The 20,930-nt window shown below is 60.1% G+C and carries 21 protein-coding genes; 13 read left to right on the forward strand and 8 right to left on the reverse strand.

Annotated features, from left to right (window positions below; genetic code table 11):
- Positions 1-403: 403 nt before the first annotated feature.
- Both ACP7C6_RS19325 and ACP7C6_RS19330 read right to left on the reverse strand, forming a co-directional pair.
- A complete protein-coding gene (locus ACP7C6_RS19325; RefSeq protein WP_028615623.1) occupies positions 404-1,900 on the reverse strand; it encodes a CoA-acylating methylmalonate-semialdehyde dehydrogenase in 1,497 nt (498 codons plus the stop codon).
- Positions 1,901-1,939: 39 nt separating this feature from the next.
- Complete coding sequence (locus ACP7C6_RS19330; protein ID WP_068933799.1) at positions 1,940-3,289, reverse strand: aspartate aminotransferase family protein; 1,350 nt, start codon at positions 3,287-3,289, stop codon at positions 1,940-1,942.
- Positions 3,290-3,414: 125 nt separating this feature from the next.
- On the opposite strand from ACP7C6_RS19330, the gene ACP7C6_RS19335 reads away from it, so the two are divergent.
- From ACP7C6_RS19335 to ACP7C6_RS19360, 6 genes are all read left to right on the forward strand, one after another.
- Positions 3,415-4,335 carry a LysR family transcriptional regulator gene (locus tag ACP7C6_RS19335; protein WP_028615621.1) on the forward strand — a complete coding sequence of 307 codons (921 nt, stop codon included), beginning with the start codon at positions 3,415-3,417 and terminating at the stop codon, positions 4,333-4,335.
- 80 nt (positions 4,336-4,415) lie between these two features.
- Positions 4,416-5,810, forward strand: coding sequence for a uracil-xanthine permease family protein (locus ACP7C6_RS19340; RefSeq protein ID WP_028615620.1), 1,395 nt, complete (start codon positions 4,416-4,418; stop codon positions 5,808-5,810).
- A gap of 87 nt (positions 5,811-5,897) precedes the next feature.
- On the forward strand, positions 5,898-6,557 hold the full coding sequence (locus ACP7C6_RS19345) for a TetR/AcrR family transcriptional regulator (protein WP_028615619.1): 660 nt from the start codon (positions 5,898-5,900) through the stop codon (positions 6,555-6,557).
- A gap of 12 nt (positions 6,558-6,569) precedes the next feature.
- Entirely contained in the window at positions 6,570-7,151 is a 582-nt protein-coding gene (locus ACP7C6_RS19350) for an IMPACT family protein (protein ID WP_028615618.1), read from the forward strand.
- Between the two features lie 35 nt (positions 7,152-7,186).
- Positions 7,187-7,873 (forward strand): SDR family oxidoreductase, encoded by a 687-nt coding sequence (locus ACP7C6_RS19355; RefSeq protein WP_426109123.1) that lies wholly within the window; start codon positions 7,187-7,189, stop codon positions 7,871-7,873.
- A gap of 145 nt (positions 7,874-8,018) precedes the next feature.
- Complete coding sequence (locus ACP7C6_RS19360; RefSeq protein WP_028615616.1) at positions 8,019-9,374, forward strand: 8-oxoguanine deaminase; 1,356 nt, start codon at positions 8,019-8,021, stop codon at positions 9,372-9,374.
- Here ACP7C6_RS19360 and ACP7C6_RS19365 read toward each other — a convergent pair whose 3' ends face one another.
- The gene (locus ACP7C6_RS19365; RefSeq protein ID WP_016977045.1) at positions 9,375-10,466 is read right to left on the reverse strand and encodes a calcium:proton antiporter; all 1,092 of its coding nucleotides are present in this window, start codon (positions 10,464-10,466) and stop codon (positions 9,375-9,377) included.
- A 194-nt stretch (positions 10,467-10,660) separates the two neighbouring features.
- Between ACP7C6_RS19365 and ACP7C6_RS19370 the strand changes: the two genes are divergently transcribed.
- Positions 10,661-11,614 (forward strand): adenosine deaminase, encoded by a 954-nt coding sequence (locus ACP7C6_RS19370; protein ID WP_027607950.1) that lies wholly within the window; start codon positions 10,661-10,663, stop codon positions 11,612-11,614.
- A 24-nt stretch (positions 11,615-11,638) separates the two neighbouring features.
- Here ACP7C6_RS19370 and ACP7C6_RS19375 read toward each other — a convergent pair whose 3' ends face one another.
- A complete protein-coding gene (locus ACP7C6_RS19375) occupies positions 11,639-12,328 on the reverse strand; it encodes an ArsR/SmtB family transcription factor (protein ID WP_122685908.1) in 690 nt (229 codons plus the stop codon).
- 137 nt (positions 12,329-12,465) lie between these two features.
- Positions 12,466-13,392 carry a LysR family transcriptional regulator gene (locus ACP7C6_RS19380; protein WP_028615613.1) on the reverse strand — a complete coding sequence of 309 codons (927 nt, stop codon included), beginning with the start codon at positions 13,390-13,392 and terminating at the stop codon, positions 12,466-12,468.
- A gap of 117 nt (positions 13,393-13,509) precedes the next feature.
- On the opposite strand from ACP7C6_RS19380, the gene ACP7C6_RS19385 reads away from it, so the two are divergent.
- The 3 genes from ACP7C6_RS19385 to ACP7C6_RS19395 all read left to right on the forward strand — a co-directional run bounded on the left by ACP7C6_RS19385 (position 13,510) and on the right by ACP7C6_RS19395 (position 15,168).
- On the forward strand, positions 13,510-13,803 hold the full coding sequence (locus ACP7C6_RS19385) for a putative quinol monooxygenase (RefSeq protein WP_028615612.1): 294 nt from the start codon (positions 13,510-13,512) through the stop codon (positions 13,801-13,803).
- A 22-nt stretch (positions 13,804-13,825) separates the two neighbouring features.
- Positions 13,826-14,839, forward strand: a complete 1,014-nt coding sequence (locus ACP7C6_RS19390; RefSeq protein WP_305383482.1) for a zinc-binding alcohol dehydrogenase family protein — start codon at positions 13,826-13,828, stop codon at positions 14,837-14,839.
- A 146-nt stretch (positions 14,840-14,985) separates the two neighbouring features.
- Positions 14,986-15,168: a hypothetical protein gene (locus ACP7C6_RS19395; protein WP_016977039.1), complete on the forward strand. Its 183-nt coding sequence runs from the start codon at positions 14,986-14,988 to the stop codon at positions 15,166-15,168.
- 8 nt (positions 15,169-15,176) lie between these two features.
- Here ACP7C6_RS19395 and ACP7C6_RS19400 read toward each other — a convergent pair whose 3' ends face one another.
- Positions 15,177-16,370 carry a multidrug effflux MFS transporter gene (locus tag ACP7C6_RS19400; protein ID WP_028615610.1) on the reverse strand — a complete coding sequence of 398 codons (1,194 nt, stop codon included), beginning with the start codon at positions 16,368-16,370 and terminating at the stop codon, positions 15,177-15,179.
- 85 nt (positions 16,371-16,455) lie between these two features.
- Positions 16,456-16,653, reverse strand: coding sequence for a heavy-metal-associated domain-containing protein (locus tag ACP7C6_RS19405; protein WP_016977037.1), 198 nt, complete (start codon positions 16,651-16,653; stop codon positions 16,456-16,458).
- Positions 16,654-16,800: 147 nt separating this feature from the next.
- Here ACP7C6_RS19405 and ACP7C6_RS19410 point away from each other — a divergent pair, with 147 nt between their 5' ends.
- The 3 genes from ACP7C6_RS19410 (at position 16,801) to cueR (ending at position 19,847) form a co-directional block, all read left to right on the forward strand.
- Complete coding sequence (locus ACP7C6_RS19410) at positions 16,801-17,181, forward strand: hypothetical protein (protein WP_016977036.1); 381 nt, start codon at positions 16,801-16,803, stop codon at positions 17,179-17,181.
- Positions 17,182-17,247: 66 nt separating this feature from the next.
- Positions 17,248-19,449 carry a heavy metal translocating P-type ATPase gene (locus ACP7C6_RS19415; RefSeq protein ID WP_426109124.1) on the forward strand — a complete coding sequence of 734 codons (2,202 nt, stop codon included), beginning with the start codon at positions 17,248-17,250 and terminating at the stop codon, positions 19,447-19,449.
- Positions 19,446-19,847, forward strand: a complete 402-nt coding sequence (cueR, locus tag ACP7C6_RS19420; protein WP_028615607.1) for a Cu(I)-responsive transcriptional regulator — start codon at positions 19,446-19,448, stop codon at positions 19,845-19,847. The genes ACP7C6_RS19415 and cueR overlap by 4 nt, the downstream gene beginning before the upstream one ends.
- A gap of 146 nt (positions 19,848-19,993) precedes the next feature.
- Here cueR and ACP7C6_RS19425 read toward each other — a convergent pair whose 3' ends face one another.
- A complete protein-coding gene (locus ACP7C6_RS19425) occupies positions 19,994-20,893 on the reverse strand; it encodes a PA4780 family RIO1-like protein kinase (protein ID WP_028615606.1) in 900 nt (299 codons plus the stop codon).
- Between the last annotated feature and the right edge of the window lie 37 nt (positions 20,894-20,930).

Here is a 20,930-nt window from a genome sequence, read left to right on the forward strand (position 1 = left end):
TGGTTAAGATCTTTCGTCTCAACCGAGGCGCGCATTCTACAGCAGCCTCATTTGCTGTCAAGTGATTATTTTCAGAAGCTTTCGAAGATTTCTTCAACAACTTCAACCACTTGCGCTTCAGATCTCTCGTCAGCGGGAGGCGAATTCTACAGCGTTACACGCTGCTGTCAACACCTCTTTTTCAACTTCCTTTTGGCTTCGATGAACTGAAGCAACCCGCTGCCGAAAACCACATAACTCATTGTTTACCAAGGAGTTTTCCGTTTCGACTGCGCCGGAAGTGGGGCGAATTATAGACATCCAGAATCTGCCGTCAATGCCTTTCTTCATATTTCTGTCATATAAGTCAGAAAAGCCCCAAAAACGCGAAAGCCGGCCCCTCGGGGCCGGCTTTCAGCTTGCCTTAAGACAAGCTAGGGAACGCAAACTGCGAAGCTTCATGGCTGGCCCGCTGCGGCCAGCGCTGGGTGATCGCTTTGCGACGGGTATAGAAACGCACCCCATCCGGCCCATATGCATGCAGGTCACCAAACAGCGAACGCTTCCAACCACCAAAGCTGTGATATGCCACCGGCACGGGCAGAGGAACGTTCACGCCGACCATGCCCACTTCAATCTCGTCACAGAACAAACGCGCCGCTTCACCATCTCGGGTAAAGATACAGGTGCCGTTGCCATATTCGTGATCGTTGATCAGCTGCATCGCCGCTTCCAGGCTATTCACCCGCACGACGCACAGCACGGGCCCAAAGATCTCTTCCTTATAGATACGCATCTCTGGCGTCACACGATCAAACAGGCTGCCACCGAGGAAGAAACCCTCTTCATGTCCGGCAACACTCAAGCCACGACCATCAACCACCAGTTGGGCACCCGCCGACACGCCGTCTTCTATATAGCCACTGACCTTGTCTCGGGCTTGCCCTGTCACCAGCGGCCCCATATCCAGGCCGCAGGAAGTGCCCGCACCGATTTTCAGCGCCTTGACCTGCGGCACCAGTTTGGCAATCAACGCATCCGCTACCTGGTCGCCCACGCACACGGCTACCGAGATCGCCATGCAGCGCTCACCGCAAGAACCATAAGCAGCGCCCATCAACGCGCTGACGGCGTTATCCAAATCCGCATCCGGCATCAGCACCGCATGGTTCTTAGCACCACCCAGTGCCTGCACGCGTTTGCCACGCTTGGTCGCTTCCGAATAGATGTACTCGGCAATCGGCGTCGAACCCACGAAGCTCAACGCTTTCACTTCCGGCGCTTCAATCAGCGCATCCACTGCGCCCTTGTCGCCGTGCACCACACTCAGCACACCTTTAGGCAGACCGGCTTCCTGCAAAAGCTGCGCGATCAACAGTGTGGAGCTCGGATCACGCTCCGATGGTTTCAGGATGAAACAGTTACCGCAGACAATCGCCAGCGGATACATCCACAACGGCACCATCGCCGGGAAGTTGAACGGCGTAATGCCAGCGACTACGCCCAGTGGTTGAAAATCCGACCAAGCATCAATATTCGGTCCTACGTTACGGCTGTACTCGCCCTTCAGAATTTCCGGCGCAGAGCACGCGTACTCGACGTTTTCGATCCCCCGCTTCAGTTCACCCGCGGCATCTTCCAAGGTCTTGCCATGCTCTTCGCTGATCAACTGCGAGATACGCGCTTCGTTCTGCTCCAGCAATTGCTTGAAACGAAACATCACCTGGGCACGCTTGGCCGCTGGAGTATTACGCCAGGCCGGGAACGCCGCCTTGGCCGAGTCGATTGCCTGTTGAATGGTTTCACGGCTGGCCAACGGCACTTGGTGGATCACCTGGCCGGTGGACGGGTTGTACACGTCGGCACTGCGACCGCTGTCGTTGACCAACTCACCGTTGATCAAATGCTGGATAAGGCTCATGCGGGGCTCCTGAAAAGTTGTTCTATATAGAAGGAGAAATCAGTCGATCTTGTTCAGCACTTCGCCGACCGCATCGAACAGGCGATCCAGGTCCTGTGGCTTGCTGTTGAAGGTTGGCCCGAACTGCAGGGTGTCACCGCCAAAACGCACATAGAAACCGGCTTTCCACAAAGCCATGCCGGCCTCGAATGGGCGCACGATCGCATCGCCGTCACGCGGGGCAATCTGGATCGCACCGGCCAGGCCGTAGTTGCGGATATCGATCACGTTCTTGCCGCCCTTCAGGCCATGCAGCGCATTCTCAAAGTGCGGTGCGACCTCAGCGACGCTCTGCACCAGGTTTTCCTTCTGCAACAGGTCCAATGCCGCCAAGCCGGCGGCGCAGGCGACAGGGTGCGCCGAGTAGGTGTAGCCGTGGGGGAATTCCACCGCGTACTCGGGCGTGGCTTGGTTCATGAAAGTCTGGTAGATCTCGCTGCTGGCAATCACCGCACCCATCGGGATCGCGCCGTTGGTGACTTGTTTGGCGATGCACATCAGATCTGGGGTCACGCCGAAGCTGTCAGCACCAAACATCGAACCGGTACGGCCGAAGCCGGTGATCACTTCGTCAAACACCAGCAGGATGTTGTGCTGGTCGCAGATCTCACGCAGACGCTTGAGGTAACCCTTTGGCGGGACCAGCACGCCCGCAGAACCTGCCATTGGCTCGACAAAGACAGCGGCGATGTTCGATGCGTCATGCAACTCGATCAGCTTGAGCAGCTCATCCGCCAGCGCGATACCGCCCTGCTCCGGCATGCCACGGGAGAAGGCGTTGCTCGCCAGCAAGGTGTGCGGCAGATGGTCAACATCCATCATCGCCTGACCAAACATCTTACGGTTGCCGTTAACGCCGCCCAGGCTGGTGCCGGCGATGTTCACGCCGTGATAACCACGGGCGCGACCGATCATTTTGGTCTTGGTCGCCTGGCCTTTCAGACGCCAGTAGGCCCGCACCATCTTCACCGCGGTATCGGCACACTCGGAGCCGGAGTCGGTGAAAAACACATGATTCAGGTTGCCAGGGGTCAGGTCAGTGATCTTTTCCGCCAGTTGGAAGGACAACGGATGACCGTATTGGAAGCCTGGCGAATAGTCCAGAGTGCCCAATTGCTTGGCCACCGCTTCCTGGATTTCCTTACGGGTATGCCCGGCGCCACAGGTCCACAGCCCCGACAACGAGTCGTACACCTTGCGCCCCTTGTCATCGGTCAACCAGCTACCCTCGGCCGCCACGATCAGGCGCGGGTCACGCTGGAAGTTACGGTTGGCGGTGTACGGCATCCAGTGCGCGTCCAGCTTCAATTGGCTGGCCAGGGACGATGGGGCGTTTTCGGGCATGTTCATCAGCAAAACCTCGCGGGGCAAAAGGCAGCGTCGGGATTGAAAAGCGTTGTTGCAGCTAAATTGCCATGGCGATAAAGTCGGTGAAATTCAACTCTTCTAACCTTCAGTCAGGCCTTCACTAAACTATGAGCAGCCGTCGACCCGATCCCCTGGCTCAAGTCAGCGACTTCGATATCCGCCTGCTGCGCATCTTTCGCAGTGTGGTCGAATGCGGCGGCTTCTCAGCGGCGGAAACCGTGCTGGGCATCGGGCGCTCGGCGATTAGCCAGCAAATGAGCGATCTCGAACAACGGCTCGGATTAAGACTGTGCCAACGCGGCCGCGCCGGCTTCTCGCTGACCGAAGAGGGCCGCGAGGTCTACCAATCCGCCCTGCAACTATTAAGTGCCCTGGAAAGCTTCCGCACCGAGGTCAACGGCTTGCACCAGCACTTGCGCGGCGAGTTGATCATCGGCCTCACTGACAACCTCGTCACCCTGCCCCACATGCGCATCACCCATGCGCTCGCACAGCTCAAAGAGCGCGGACCGGACGTGCAAATCCAGATCCGCATGATCGCCCCCAACGAAGTCGAGCAAGGCGTACTCGACGGCCGCCTGCATGTGGGCGTGGTGCCCCAGGCCAGCGCCCTATCGGGATTGGAATACCAGCCGCTGTACAGTGAGCGTTCACTGCTCTACTGCGCCGTTGGGCACCCACTGTTCTACGCCGACAACAAGCAGTTGGGCGACGCACGCATCGATGCCCAAGACGCGATCGCCCCAACCTTCCGCCTGCCCGCCGAGATTCAGGCCCATTACCAGGCCCTCAACTGCACCGCGAGCGCTTCGGACCGCGAAGGCATGGCCTTCCTGATTCTCACCGGCCGCTATATCGGCTACCTGCCCGACCATTACGCCAGCCTGTGGGTACAACAAGGACGACTGCGTGCGCTGAAACCGACTACACGTTTTTACGATTTAAGCCTCGCATCGGTCACGCGCAAGGGCCGACGCCCCCATTTGGTGCTGGAAAGCTTCCTGGAAAGTCTCGCGGCAACCCGCTAACTCGGCCTAGCAGCTAAAAGCTGAGCAGTTGGACAGCTTTTTGCAATAACCCAAGGACATAGACCTTGAGTTTGCCCGCCATGCCACCAGAAACGTCCAACAGCAGCGACCTGATCTACGGCCTCAACGACCGCCCAAAACCTGCCCCGGCTTTTCTCGCCGCACTGCAACATGTGCTCGCTGCATTTGTCGGCATCATCACCCCGCCGCTGATCATCGGCTCCACCCTGGGCCTCACTGCCCATTTGCCCTACCTGATCAGCATGGCGCTGATGGTCTCCGGCGTAGGCACCTTCATTCAGGCGCGTAGGCCATTTGGAATCGGCGCCGGGATGATCTGCCTGCAAGGCACCAGCTTTGCGTTTCTCGGTGCAGTGCTATCGGCCGGATTCCTGGTGAAACAACGTGGTGGCAGCCCGGAAGACATCATGGCGATGATCTTTGGGGTGTGCTTTTTCGGCGCTGTAGTGCAGATCGTGCTGAGCCGCTTTATCGGCCAGTTGCGTCGAGTCATCACGCCCTTGGTGACCGGGATTGTCATCACCCTGATCGGCATCAGCTTGATCAAGGTCGGTATCACTGATCTCGGCGGCGGCTTCAACGCCCCCGACTTCGGCGCGCCCACCAACCTTGCGCTGGGCGTGTTCGTCGTTTTGACGATCATTCTGCTCAACCGCTCCAACACACCTTGGGTACGCCTCTCGGCCATTATCATCGGCTTGGCCCTCGGCAGTCTCGCCGCCTGGTTCAGCGGCAAACTCGTGCCTCAAGCCCTGCCCGACCTGCCTCTGGTCAGCCTGCCCATTCCGTTTCGCTTCGGTTTCAACTTCGACTGGAGCGCTTTCCTGCCGATTGCGCTGATTTATCTGATCAGCAGCATCGAAACCGTCGGCGACCTCACCGCCAACTGCATGATCGCCCGCCAGCCCATCAGCGGCCCTTCTTATATAAGCCGGCTTAAAGGTGGCGTACTCGGCGATGGCGTGAGCTGCATGATCGCTGCGACATTCAGCGCCTTCCCTAACACCACCTTTGCGCAGAACAACGGCGTGATCCAACTTACCGGCGTGGCCAGCCGTTACGTCGGCCTATACATCGGCGTGGTGCTGTTTTGCCTCGGCTTGTTTCCATTGATTGGCGCGATACTGCAACAAATCCCCAAACCCGTATTGGGCGGCGCCACCCTGGTGATGTTCGGCAGTGTGGCCGCCGCCGGCGTGCGCATCCTTGCCCAGGCACCGTTGGACCGGCGTAGCATGCTGATCATCGCCACCTCGTTTGGCGTCGGCCTGGGCATCGCAGCGCAACCGAACCTGCTGCACCTGATGCCGACGCTGGTACAGAACCTGTTCGACTCCGCCATCACCAGCGGCGGGTTGACCGCGATTGTGTTGTGCCTGTTATTACCCGAAGCCAAAGCAACTGCGACTGCCGCAAACCACACTCCGGAAAGCGACACCCTGGAACCGCTTTGACGGTTTTATTGCATCAGGACTTGTCTGAGGCTTGAGGGTGGGTTATCTGTGCACACGTCGTCTCTATCGATCAGCACGGAAACCTCCATGAGCCTCGAAGTTCCTGCCCACAGCAACCACGCCGGTAAGCCCGCCAGCCGCATTCGGCAAAAGAACGAACAAGCGATTCTCCAGGCTGCTGAAGATGAGTTCGCGCGCCATGGCTACAAAGGCACCAGCATGAACACCATCGCTGCCAGTGCCGGGTTGCCCAAGGCCAACTTGCATTACTACTTCACCAATAAGCTGGGCCTGTACATTGCGGTGCTCAGCAACATCCTCGAACTGTGGGACAGCACCTTCAACACGCTGACCGCCGAAGATGACCCGGCCGTCGCCCTCACCCGCTACATCCGTACCAAGATGGAGTTTTCGCGCCGCCAACCCCAGGCCTCGCGAATTTTCGCGATGGAAATCATCAGCGGCGGCGAATGCCTTACCGAATATTTCAGCCAGGACTACCGCGCCTGGTTCAGTGGCCGCGCGGCAGTGTTCCAAGCCTGGATAGACGCCGGCAAGATGGACCCGATCGACCCCGTGCACTTGATCTTCCTGCTGTGGGGCAGCACCCAGCACTACGCCGACTTCGCCACCCAGATCTGCCGCGTCACCGGTCGCACCAAGCTGACCAAGCAGGATATGGAAGACGCCGGCACCAACCTGATCCACATCATTCTCAAAGGCTGTGGCGTCAAGCCCGCCTATTAAACGAAGCGACTTATGCCTTTCACGCTCACCGGCCTTTGCGAGTTTCGTGAAGAAATACGCAAAAGCCGATTCATTACCCTCGCCGGCCCCATCACCAGCCCACAAGATGCCCAGGCGTTTTTCGAGCAGCACAGCGACTTGAACGCCACGCACAACTGCTGGGCCTGGAAGCTCGCTGACCAATACCGCAGCAATGACGACGGCGAACCCGGTGGCACCGCTGGACGGCCGATTCTGGCGGCCATCGAGGCACAAGGGTTTGATCAGGTCGCGGTGCTGGTAATTCGCTGGTACGGCGGCATCCAATTGGGCACCGGCGGCCTGGCCCGCGCCTACGGCGGAGGCGCCAATAAATGCCTGCAAAATGCCGAACGCATCGAGCTGATCAGCCGCGTGCCCTTGAGTTGCGCCTGCGCTTTCGCCGAGCTGAACCTGGTTAAACTGCGCGTCGCTGAACTGGGCGGGCTGGTGGTCGAAGAAACCTTCACCGCCAACGGCGTCGAGTTGCAGCTCGCCTTGGGCGAAGCACATATCGATACCCTGCAAATTCAACTCGCCGACCTCAGCCGTGGGCGTATCCTGCTACAACGCTGAACACCCTGAACCGCGACTCTAAAAGGAAGCTTTTCATGTCTACGCCAAAAACCGCATTGATCATCGGCGCCTCGCGCGGACTGGGCCTTGGCTTGGTCAAGCAACTGTTGCAGGACGGTTGGGACGTGACCGCCACCGTGCGCGATCCGAGCAAGGCCGATGCCCTGAAGGCCGCCGGCCCAGTAAAAATCGAAAAACTCGACATGGACGACCAGCAAGCCGTGATCGCCCTGAGCCAACGCCTGAAGGAACGGACCTTCGACCTGCTGTTCGTCAACGCCGGAGTCAAGGGCCCCGCCAATCAAGAGCCGGGCCACGCCACCTTGGCAGAAGTCGGCCAACTGTTCTTCACCAACGCCGTAGCGCCGATCAACCTGGCCCAGCGTTTTGTCGGGCAAATCCGTAAAGACAGCGGCGTATTGGCCTTCATGAGTTCGGTACTGGGCAGCGTGACCATCCCCGACGGCTCCGACCTGGCGCTGTACAAAGCCAGCAAGGCGGCACTCAACTCCATGACCAACAGCTTTATTACCCAGCTGGGCGACCATAAGTTGACCGTGCTGTCGTTGCACCCAGGCTGGGTGAAGACCGACATGGGCGGTGAAAACGCACACATCGATGTCGACACCAGCGTGCGCGGCCTGGTGGACCAGGTGAACGCCTACACAGGCAAAGGCGGCCATCATTTCATCGATTACAAAGGCGACACCATCGCCTGGTAAAACCCTGAGGATCGTTATCGACCGATTGCCGTCGGTAACGATCCGCGCGTAGACTGCCCCCTCGCCTTTACCGGCGACCCTGGATCAGCAGACAGGGCAACACTGAGCTGGCAAACCTGAACCCATCATTCAGAGGAGCCGGCCAATGCCTGCGACCCGTATCTGGTTAAAAAACCCCCTCGCGATTTTCACGGCCAACGGCCTCGACGCCCGTGGCGGCCTGGTGCTGCAAGACGGTGTGATCAGCGAAGTGCTGGCCCAAGGCCAAGAGCCCGCGCTGCCCTGCGCCCAAGTGTTCGAGGCGCGTGAGCATGTGGTCTTGCCGGGGCTGATCAACACCCACCACCACTTTTATCAAACCCTGACTCGCGCCTGGGCGCCGGTGGTCAATCAGCCATTGTTTCCCTGGTTGAAAACCCTGTACCCGGTCTGGGCACGACTCACCCCGGAAAAGCTCGCTCTCGCCAGCAAAGTCGCATTGGCCGAATTGCTGCTCTCGGGCTGCACCACAGCGGCGGACCACCACTACTTGTTCCCCGACGGCCTGGAAAACGCCATCGACGTACAAGTGGAAAGCGTCCGCGAGCTGGGCATGCGCGCCATGCTCACCCGTGGTTCCATGAGTTTGGGTGAAGCCGACGGCGGCCTGCCACCGCAACAGACGGTGCAGCAGGGCCAAGTCATCCTTGAAGACAGTCAGCGTCTGATCCGCGAATACCACCAGCGGGGTGACGGCGCGCAAATCCAGATCGCCCTGGCGCCCTGCTCACCGTTTTCCGTCACCCCGGAAATCATGGAAGCCAGCGCCGAACTGGCCAACCGCCTGGATGTACGCCTGCACACCCACCTGGCCGAAACCCTCGACGAAGAAGATTTCTGCCTGCAGCGCTTCGGCCTGCGCACCGTGGACTACCTCGACAGCGTCGGCTGGCTCGGCCCACGTACCTGGCTGGCTCATGGCATTCACTTCAACCCGGATGAAATTGCGCGCCTGGGCGCTGCAGGCACCGGCATCTGCCATTGCCCAAGCTCGAACATGCGCCTGGCGTCCGGCATCTGCCCGACCCTGGACCTTCTCGCGGCCGGCGCGCCTATCGGCCTGGGTGTGGACGGTTCCGCGTCCAACGACGCGTCGAATATGATCCTTGAAGCGCGCCAGGCTTTGTACATCCAGCGCCTGCGTTACGGCGCGGAAAAGATCACCCCGGAAGGCGTGCTGGGCTGGGCAACCAAAGGATCGGCGCAGTTGCTGGGCCGTACGGATATCGGTGAATTGGCCGTCGGAAAACAGGCCGACCTGGCGCTGTTCAAGCTCGACGAGCTGCGCTTCTCCGGTAGCCATGATCCGATTTCGGCGCTGCTGTTGTGCGGCGCCGACCGTGCGGACCGGGTGATGATTGCAGGCAAATGGCGCGTGATCGACGGCCAGGTCGAAGGCCTGGACCTGAAAGGCCTGATCGCCGATCACACCCAGGCCGCGCGGCAGTTGATCGCTGGCTGATTACAACCCCAACAGCGACAGCATGATAAAGGTCGCAAACAGCACGAAATGGGTCATCCCTTCGATGGCGTTGGTTTCGCCATCGTTGAGGTTGATCGCACTGACGATCAACGTGATAAACACCATCACCGTTTGTACCGGCGTCATCGCCATCTGGAACGGCTGGCCGGTGTAGAGCGCCATTGCCTCCATCACCGGCACCGTCAGGATCACCGTCGACAGCGAAGCACCCAACGCAATGTTGACCACCGACTGCATGCGGTTGGCCAACGCGGCGCGCAATGCCGTCAGAATCTCCGGCGCTGCCGAAATGGCCGCGACCACAATCGCCGTAATCACCGGCGGCGCCCCCGTGCCTTCCAGGCCAAGGTCCAGGGTCTTGGACATCACCTCGGCCAGCGCACCGATCACAATCACCCCAAACACCAGGGTACCAATGGAGAACGCCAGGTTGACCGGCGGCGCCTGCTCGTCTTCCGGCAACTTCTTGCGGCGTTTTTCCGGGTAGCTGTAGCTGAAGAAGTAACTGTGCGGCCCAACCTGCATGCGCAGGAACAGGGTGTACAACACCACCATCGCGCCAATGGTGAAGGCCGAATAGATTTTCCAGTCGGCTTCGGGGATGAATTCCGGCACCACCATCGACACACCCATGGCGGTGAGGATCATCACGCTGTAGGTGCGGGCCGAATCATCGTTGTAGGACTGTTCGCCATGCTTGATGCCGCCCATCAGCGCTGCCAGGCCGAGGATGCCGTTGATATCGAGCATCACCGCCGAATAAATGGTGTCCCGTACCAGGGTGGGCGACGGCTCGTTGCTCATCATGATCGCCAGGATCACCACTTCCACTAGCACGGCGGCGAGGGTGAGGATCATGGTGCCGTAGGGGTCACCGACCTTTTCCGCCAGTTGCTCGGCATGATGGGCCACGCGCATCGACGCCACCACGATAAAACCGATCAGCACCACGCCGGCCAACAACGCCGTGATCTGCCCGCTGTGCAGCATCCAGTGCTCCAACGGGTAGGCGGCGATGGCAGCAATCAGCGCCAGCAGCATGAATTTTTCTTGCTTGAGAGATGTGAGCATTCCGGGCCTTTTAGTGCGGCAAATCAGTCATTGATGGGGTACAGACTGCGTCACGCCGCTAACGTTTCGTTACACCTTAGTTCACGCGGCCCTTGCGCGAATGCAACGAAAACGATCCTGCTGGTCAGGTTTTGCCGATTATTTCGGCCATGGCCTGTAGAATGCCGCCATTGCACCTGATGAGAATTTAGAAAATGTACGATTGGCTCAACGCCCTGCCCAAGGCTGAACTGCACCTGCACCTGGAAGGCTCGCTGGAGCCTGAGTTGCTGTTTGCCCTTGCCGAGCGCAACAAGATTGCGCTGCCGTGGAACGACGTCGAAACCCTGCGCAAGGCTTATGCCTTCAACAACCTGCAAGAGTTTCTCGACCTGTATTACAAGGGCGCCGATGTGCTGCGCACCTCCCAGGACTTCTACGACCTGACCTGGGCCTACCTGCTGCGTTGCAAAGCGCAGAACGTGATTCACACCGAACCCTTCTTCGATCCGCAGACCCACACCGACCGTGGCATCCCGTTCGAAGTAGTGCTCAACGGCATCGCTGCCGCATTGAAAGATGGCGAGCAGCAACTGGGCATCACCAGCGGCTTGATCCTCAGCTTCCTGCGCCACCTGAGCGAAGCTGAAGCCGAGAAAACCCTGGACCAAGCTCTGCCATTCCGCGATGCGTTCGTGGCCGTGGGCCTGGACAGCTCGGAAATGGGTCACCCACCGAGCAAGTTCCAGCGCGTGTTCGACCGTGCCCGCCACGAAGGTTTCCTCACCGTGGCCCACGCCGGCGAAGAAGGCCCGCCCGAGTACATCTGGGAAGCCATCGACCTGCTGAAAATCCAGCGCATCGACCATGGCGTGCGCGCTATCGAAGACGAGCGCCTGATGCAGCGCATCATCGACGAGCAGATCCCGCTGACCGTGTGCCCGTTGTCCAACACCAAGCTGTGCGTGTTCGATGACATGGCCCAGCACAACATCCTCGACATGCTTGAGCGTGGCGTAAAGGTGACGGTGAACTCGGATGACCCGGCGTACTTCGGCGGTTATGTCACCGAGAACTTCCACGCGCTGTACACCTCGCTAGGCATGACCCAGGACCAGGCCAAACGCCTGGCGCAGAACAGCCTGGATGCGCGCCTCGTAAAGCCGTAACTGAGTAGAAAAGGATTGGCCATGTCATACAGACATGGCCAATCGGGTGATTTCCCTGTGTCCTGCGGCGTTGACCCGTAAAGCCTGGGAGTCATTGATCACGCTGATCCAATTCGACTGTAGAAACAGTTGCAACAAACCCGCTCCCAACGCACCGCCCAGGTGAGGTTGGGGCTGGCTCCAATCGAAACAATTACACACCAGCGGCGACGCCAGGGCTTGGGTAAAAATCCCCAGGTTTGCCAGGCGCTGCGCGCCCTTGACGGTGATATCGGCGCGCTGCTCATGGCACTCTATCCAACACGCGTCCAAAAGATGCTGATACAGCTGCGCCCCCAATTCCCCGCCGAGGTGGCCATGGCACAACCGCGCATGGCGTAACAACGCCGGGGCAACCAAGGCCGGCGTTAAAGCCTGCGGCCCACGGCGTGCGGCGCACGCCATGGTGGTCCTGGCCAAGGCATCAATAGCGGCGCTGACATCAGGCGCCGCGACACGGAACAAGCGCTTGCCACGCTGGGCTTCGACTCGCAGCACGCCACTTGCCGTCAGTCGCGCCAGATGCGCGTTGGCAGAGGTCGGTGTCAACCCGGCAAGTGCTGCCAACTCGACGGGCGACTTGGCCGAGCCATCCATCAAGGCCCACAGCATGGCGGCACGTTTGGGTTCGGCGAGCAAGCTGGCGATCTGACTGATGCAAGGTGCAGCTTCCATCTTTTCACTCCCTGTCGATTTATTTTTCTGCTGAGGTAGGCACCAAAGTATAGGGGCGCAAACCGCCGGTTCCATCGCGTCTGACAGCGTAGAGAGGGACAGGAGCTGAGTGAATTTTCCTACTTTGATGGAGTCCGTTACGTCGCACTGGATCGCACTGGCAATTGGGCGGTCAATGTCGTACAGCGGGACACGAGCATTTCCCGCAGCAGATTGATGGGCTTGCTCAGTTGCGCACGATGGGCACACAACAGATTGAGCGGCGTGCGCTCACCCCGCAGCTCCGGCAGGATAAGCCGCAAGCGCCCGGCCAGCACGTCGGTACTCACATCCAGCCAGGACTTGTAGGCAATGCCCACACCCGCCACCGCCCAGCGGCGGACCACATCGGCATCGTCACTGAAGCGGTCGCCGGTGACGGTCAGGCTGATTTCGCGCTTGCCATCGTAAAAGGTCCAATGATCGTGGACCCGGCTGCCAAGCATGTACAACAGGCAATTATGCTGGGCCAGTTGCTCCAGGTGCCGAGGCTCGCCATAACGTGCGAGATAGCTGGGAGAGGCACACAGCACACGCACATTGTCTGGGGCGATGGGCAGCGCGATCAGGCTGGAGTCTTCAGGCTCACCATAGCGCAAGGCGATATCCACCGGCTGGCGGAACAGATCGGCAATCCGATCACCCAGCAACAGCCGCACGGTGAGTTGCGGGTAGTCACGCTGGAACTCATCCAACCACGGCAATAGCTGATTGCGCCCGAAATCCGACGGAGCCGACAATTGCAGCACACCGCTGACATGGTCCTGCCCGCTGGCCAACAAGCGTCGCCCTTCATCCAGCGAGCTTAAGGCCGCACGGGCATATTCCAGGAAGCCCTCGCCTTCGGCCGTCAGGCGCAGGCTGCGAGTGGAACGCGCCAGCAAGCGTGTACCCAGTTGCTGTTCGATCCGCTTGAGTGCCGCACTCGCTACCGCAGGCGACAGGTCCATCACCCGTGCCGCAGCGGACAAGCTGCCAAGGTCTGCCGCACGCACAAACAACTGCAAATCATCAAAACGCAGCATGCACTTGCACTCATTATCAAAGTTTTGTTGAAACAGACTGCTGTTTTAGCGGGTTTTATCTGCGCAGGAAATAGCCAATCATCTCTGCATCCGTTAATCACGTGTCTGGAGTTGAATATGACCACCGCCTTTAACGTCATCGCCACGCTGATCGCCAAACCCGGCCAACAGGCCACCCTGGAAACCTTGCTGCGCGGCCTGTTGGAACCCACTCGCCTGGAGGCCGGTTGCGAGCAGTACGACCTGCACCAGGATCTGCAACACCCCGAAACCTTCTACATGCTCGAACGCTGGAGCGACGACGCGGCGCTGGCCGACCACGACCAGAGCGCACATATCCAGAGCTTTCGCGCCAAGGCCGCTGATGTGCTCGAACACTTCGAGCTCAAGCGCCTGAAATTTCTCGCCTGATCCCGCCTTTTCTGGAGCCATCATGAAAGCCATTGCTTACTACGCCTCACTGCCGATCAACGATCCAAACGCCCTGCAAGACATCGAACTGCCTGCGCCTGTCGCCGGCCCGCGTGACTTGCTGGTGGACGTCAAAGCCATCTCGGTCAACCCGGTGGACACCAAGGTTCGCCAGAACGTCGCCCCGGAAAATGGCACCGCCAAGGTACTGGGCTGGGATGTGGCCGGTGTGGTCAAGGCCGTCGGCAGCGACGTGACGCTGTTCAAGGCCGGCGACAAGGTGTTCTACGCCGGCTCCCTGGTGCGTCCAGGCGGCAACAGCGAATTGCACACCGTGGATGAGCGCATCGTCGGGCATATGCCGAAAAGCCTGGGTTTTGCCGAAGCCGCCGCGTTGCCGCTGACCGCCATCACCGCCTGGGAATTGCTGTTCGAACGCCTGCAAGTGCAGGAAGGGACACAAGACCTAGGCCAGAGCCTGCTGATCGTCGGCGCTGCCGGTGGCGTAGGGTCGATCCTGACCCAACTGGCCAGCCAGCTCACCGCCTTGAAAGTGATCGGCACTGCTTCGCGTCCGCAAACCCAGGAGTGGACCAAGGCCCTCGGCGCTGACCTGGTGATCGACCACAGCCAACCGCTGAGCGAAGCGCTGAAAGCCGCTGGCCATCCGCAAGTGACCCACGTCGCCAGCCTGACCCAGACCGATCATCACTTGGACCAGTTGGTGGAGGCCTTACAACCTCAAGGCAAGCTGGCGCTGATTGACGACCCCAAGGCGCTGGACGTCAGCAAACTCAAGCGCAAGAGCCTGTCGCTGCATTGGGAGTTCATGTACACGCGTTCGATGTTCGAGACCCCGGACATGATCGAACAGCACAATCTGCTCAATCGCGTAGCCGAACTGATCGACGCCGGCACCTTGAAAACCACGGTGGGTGAGCACTTCGGTGTGATCAATGCGGCGAACCTGCGCCGTGCCCATGCACTGCTGGAAAGCGGCAAGGCCAAGGGCAAGATCGTGCTGGAAGGCTTCTGAACAAATAGCTGTCAGGGTCGTCCATTATTCATGTAAGTAATGGACGACACCGCTAGTCAGACAGTTGACCTTTGTCATATCTCTGAGCGTATTCGGGTTTATATTGGCCGCCTTTGCCACGATTCTTTTACGTGAGGAAGTCAGCAATGAAAATCCTGATAAAAGCGTTAGCAAAATCCGCAGGCAATAAATGGCAAGTCCGTCTCGACCAGGACGCCTTCACCTTCCGCACCGAGGCAGAGGCCCGTGCCTTTGCCGACACCCTGCAAGCCCGTATCCAGGCGCCCCACCGTTTTCCAAGCAGCCAGCAACGCTCCGCCGCTGGCTGATCCGCTGTTCAGACCTGCGCCTGCAAGGCCCGTTTGCGTTGCAGGCGCTGGGTCGACATTGCGATCGTCACCGCCAACACACCGCACAAGCTGATGACCATCGCCATCGGCATCGCCGTGCCGTCGTGCAAAACTCCGACCAACGACGCCGCCCCCGCCGCCACGCCAAACTGAATGCAACCGAGCAACGCCGAAGCGCTACCGGCCCGTGCACCCTGCCCGCTCATGGCACAGGCCGAAGTATTCGGCAAAATGCAGCCCAGGCTGGCGATGCAAATAAACAGCGGCACCAGTAACGGCCACAACGCATCGGTGCGCAGCGCCGCGATACCCAGCAAGCTCAACGCGGCCAGCAGGTAGACCCACACACTGCGCGACAACAGGAACGCCGGGCCACGCTTGGACAGCAACCGCGCGTTGACCTGCGCCACCAGGATAAAGCCCGCAGCGTTGGAGCCGAACAGCCAGCCGTAATGCTCGGCAGGCACGCCGTAGAGCTGGATGAAGACGAAAGGTGAACCGGCGATGTAGGCAAACATCCCGGCAATCGAGATACCACCGGTGAGGGCATAGCCGAGGTAGACCCGGTCCGACAGCAGCGCAGCATAGCGACGCAGCGACCCGGACAACGGCTGGCGCGGCTGATGGGCCGGGAAGGTTTCCGGCAGCCCGACGGCCACGGCGATGGCCGCCATCACGCTGAAGATCGACAGGGCGAGGAAAATCGACTGCCAGCCCCATATTCCCACCATCAGTCCACCGGCCAGCGGTGCAAGGATCGGCGCCAGGCCTGTGACCAGCATCAACTGGGAAAACACTTTGGCTGAGCCGACCGCGTCGCATTTGTCACTGACCACTGCGCGGGAGATCACCATGCCAGCGCAGCCCCCAAGGGCCTGCACAAAACGCGCGCCGATCAGCCATTCCAGGGAGGGCGCAAAGGCGCAGGCAAATGAAGCCAGGGTAAACAGCGTGACCCCACTGAGCAGCGGGCCGCGTCGGCCAAAGCGGTCAGCCAGTGGGCCATAGATCAATTGGCCGATGGCCAGGCCACCGAAATACACCGCCAGGGTCAGTTGGATGTGTTTTTCGTCGGTCGCGAAGGCCTTGGCCATGGCCGGGAAGCCCGGCAGGTAAAAATCGATCGCCAAGGGCGCGAAGGCGCTCAAGGCACCCAGAATCAGGATTATGCGGAGGTTCATCGGGCACCCAAGTGAGACGGCAGCCCGATAGTCTAGCCGCGCTTGGGTGCATTGAACACGATAGCTCGCTAACTATTTACCTGTATCAGGCAAGCTTGGCGCTGTAGCCCTCTTCGGTGATCGCCTCGATCACCTGTTCGGCAGACAAGCGGCTTTCGACGCCCACTTCCTTCGCGGCCAAGTCGACCTTCACACTGGCCGCCGGATCCTGGCTCTGCACTGCCTGGGTCACCGCTCGAACGCAATGGCCGCAGGTCATTCCTTCAACGCTGAATACTTGCATGACATGACTCCTTTGATGAGGTTGGACCCAGTCTCGACCTTGCCACGATGGCAAGGTCAAGTTCCGGAAATTTCTGCCGGGCTAGTATTTGGCCGCTTCAAAGGCCAAGCTTCACCCATCTTTGATTCACACCACGGAGCATTCGCTATGCGCTGGTCGTTTTTTGCCCTTGCTGGCCTGATGAGCTTGTCGGCCGCTGCGCCCCAAGCCTTCGCCGCAGAAGACTATGCGGTGCTGATCATTTCCCGGGAACGCCTGGAAGTGCCGACCAACTGCGAAATCGGCCTGTACCTGAATGACCAACTCGCGGGTAGGCTGTTCCAGGAACAGGCCACATCGTTCAACTTGCCGGCGGGCAATCTTTCGTTGCGCCTGAAGCTGCTGCCAGGCCAATCCCCTGGCTGCCTGCCGGGGATGTTGGCGCCGCCAGCGCAGAACATCACGCTCAAGGCCGGTGACGTGCGCAAATTGCGCATTGCCCAGGGCCCGGATGGGATGTACCTGAAAGCTGCCAAATTGGAATATTAAAGGCGCTTGACCTTCCCCACAGGTCAAGGTTGATCCTAGGGGCAACTTCTCTTGGAGGACTGCCCCATGAATGGATCCACCACCTTTGACCTGCCGATCAGCGGCATGACCTGCGCCAGCTGTGCCGGCCGGGTCGAGCGGGCGCTGGGCAAGGTGCCGGGGGTGCAAAGCGTCAGCGTCAACCTGGCCAATGAACGCGCCCATGTCGAAGTGCTCGGCCAGATGGACCCCGGCGTGTTGATCGCAGCCGTCGACAAAGCCGGCTATACCGCCACGTTGCCCCAGAGCGAAACCGCCACCGACGCGGACCAAGCCCAGCGCCTGCACCGCGAACGTTGGTCGCTGATGCTGGCGATCCTGCTGGCATTGCCATTGGTGCTGCCGATGCTGGTGGAACCCTTCGGCCTGCACTGGATGCTGCCGGCATGGGCACAATTCGCCCTGGCCACCCCCGTGCAGTTCATCTTTGGCGCACGCTTTTATGTCGCCGCCTGGAAAGCCGTGCGTGCCGGTGCTGGCAATATGGACCTGCTGGTGGCGATCGGCACTAGCGCCGGTTATGGCTTGAGTATTTATGAATGGCTCACCGCGCATCCCGGCATGGCACCGCACCTGTACTTCGAAGCCTCGGCGGTGGTGATCGCCCTGGTGCTGCTCGGTAAATATTTGGAGAGCCGCGCCAAGCGCCAGACCGCCAGCGCTATCCGCGCCCTGGAAGCCTTGCGTCCGGAGCGGGCGATTCGGGTGATTGAGGGCCGTGAAGAAGATGTCGCCATCAATGCCCTGAAACTCAATGATCTGGTGCTGGTAAAACCCGGCGAACGCTTCCCGGTGGACGGTGAGGTGGTCGAGGGGCAGAGCCATGCGGACGAAGCCCTGATCAGTGGCGAAAGCCTGCCCGTGCCAAAACAACCCGGCGATAAGGTTACCGGCGGCGCCATCAACGGCGAAGGCCGGCTGCTGGTGCGCACCCTGGCCCTCGGTGCCGAAAGCGTACTGGCGCGGATCATCCGCCTGGTGGAAGACGCCCAGGCCGCCAAGGCTCCGATCCAGAAACTGGTGGATAAAGTCAGCCAGGTCTTCGTCCCGGCCGTGCTGGTGCTGGCGTTGGTGACCGTGGTGGGTTGGTGGCTGTATGGCGCGCCCTTGGAAACGGCAATCATCAATGCCGTCGCGGTCTTGGTGATCGCCTGCCCTTGCGCGCTGGGCCTGGCCACGCCAACTGCGATCATGGCCGGCACGGGTGTTGCCGCGCGCCACGGTATTCTGATCAAGGATGCCGAAGCCCTGGAACGCGCTCATGAAGTGAGCGCGGTGGTCTTCGACAAGACCGGCACCCTCACCTCCGGCGCGCCGAAGATTGCGCACTTGGCAGCCGTGGATGGCAACGAAACCTTGCTGCTGCAACAAGCCGGAGCGTTGCAACGTGGCAGTGAGCACCCGCTGGCAAAGGCCGTGCTGGACGCCTGCAAGGAACAAGGTCTGACAGTGGCGGACGTGACCGCCAGCCAATCCCTGACCGGGCGTGGCATCGCCGGCACGCTGGACGGCCTGCAACTGGCTCTGGGCAATCATCGCCTGCTGGAAGAAAGCGGCTTGAACGCGGGCCATCTGGCCGACTCCGCCAAGGCTTGGGAGGCAGAAGGCCGCACCTTGTCCTGGCTGATCGAACAAGGCGCACAACCCCGAGTGCTTGGACTGTTCGCCTTTGGCGACACGCTCAAACCCGGTGCGCTGGAAGCAGTGGAGCAACTCAAGGCCCAGCACATCAGCAGCCACTTGCTCACGGGTGATAATCGCGGCAGTGCCCGCGTGGTGGCCGAGGCATTGGGCATCGACGATGTGTACGCGCAAGTACTGCCTGCCGACAAAGCCGCCACCGTCGCCGAGCTGAAAAAAACCGGGGTTGTCGCAATGGTCGGCGACGGCATCAACGACGCCCCGGCCCTGGCCGCCGCCGATATCGGCATCGCCATGGGTGGCGGCACCGACGTGGCCATGCACGCCGCCGGTATCACCCTGATGCGCGGCGACCCGCGCCTGGTACCTGCGGCACTGGAGATCAGCCGAAAGACCTACGCCAAGATCCGCCAGAACCTGTTTTGGGCCTTTGTGTATAACTTGATCGGCATTCCGCTGGCCGCCTTTGGCCTGCTCAACCCGGTACTGGCCGGCGCGGCGATGGCCTTTTCCAGCGTCAGCGTGGTGAGTAATGCGTTACTGTTGAAGACGTGGAAGCCCAAGAACCTGGAGGATCAGCGCCCATGAACATCGGCCAAGCCGCACGCCAGAGCGGGTTGAGTGCCAAGATGATTCGCTACTACGAATCCATCGGCCTGCTCAAAGCCGCGCATCGCACCGACAGTGGCTATCGCGTGTACGGCCAGGATGACTTGCACACCCTGGCGTTTATCAAACGCTCGAGGGATCTGGGGTTTTCATTGGAAGAGGTCGGCAAGCTGCTGACCCTGTGGCAGGACCGGCAACGGGCCAGCGCCGATGTAAAGGCGTTGGCACGCCAGCATATCGATGAGCTGAACCAGAAGATTCTTGAGCTGGGACAGCTGCGCGATACCTTGCAGGACCTGGTAGAGCACTGCCAAGGCGATCATCGGCCGGATTGCCCGATCCTCAAGGAATTGGCGTCCGGTAGCTGTTGCGCCTGAGAGAGTCTATCTGAATACATACAAACCAAATGTGGGAGCGGGCTTGCTCGCGAATGCGGGGTAAGAGTCGATACATTTGCTGACTGATCCACCGCATTCGCGAGCGAGCCCGCTCCCACATTTTTAGATCTCCATGTATCTGGAGATCACTGCATCCACGGCGGTGGCGGTGGCTCGTCCGGCACCTTGCTCGATGGCGCATCATCCGCCGCGCGGATCGCTTGGCGACGCTCTTCATCCAACCGCGCCGCTTCGATCTCGCGGATCACACCGCCGACATCCGCCAGCTCTTCCGGCTCGTCGAACTCGCCGGTCAATACACTGGCCGGGTGCAGGGTGCCGGCTTCGTAAAGCGCCCACATCTCCTTGGCGTACTTGGTCTTCTTCAACTCCGGAGCAAAGCGCCCAAAGTAGGAGGCCATGTTGCCTACGTCCCGCTCCAGCATGCTGAAGGCGTGGTTGTTGCCCGCCGCATCCACCGCCTGGGGCAGGTCGATGATCACCGGACCGGTCGGCGTGAGCAGCACGTTGAACTCGGACAGGTCACCGTGCACCAGGCCGGTACACAGCATCAGCACGATCTGGGAAATCAGGAAGGCGTGGTATTCGCGCGCCTGGTCCGGTTCCAGCGTGACGTCGTTCAGACGCGGTGCTGCATCGCCATACTCGTCGGCCACCAGTTCCATCAGCAGCACGCCTTCGAGGAAGTCGAACGGCTGGGGCACGCGAACGCCCGCACCGGCCAGGCGGAACAACGCCGCCACTTCGGCGTTCTGCCAGGCATCTTCGGTTTCTTTCTTGCCGAACTTGGAGCCCTTGGCCATGGCCCGGGCCTGCCGGCTGTTACGGACCTTACGGCCCTCCTGGTATTCGGATGCCTGACGAAAACTTCGTTTGTTCGCCTCCTTGTAAACCTTGGCGCAACGCAATTCGTTGCCGCAGCGCACCACATAAACAGCTGCTTCTTTACCACTCATGAGTGGGCGCAGCACTTCGTCGACCAGACCGTCTTCGATCAGGGGTTCAATGCGTTTAGGAGTCTTCATCAGCTTTTATTGTGGGTCCTTTATTACCAAATACGCG

The sequence above is a fragment of the Pseudomonas sp. TWR1-1-4 genome (assembly GCF_049897165.1).
Classification (GTDB): domain Bacteria; phylum Pseudomonadota; class Gammaproteobacteria; order Pseudomonadales; family Pseudomonadaceae; genus Aquipseudomonas; species Aquipseudomonas canadensis.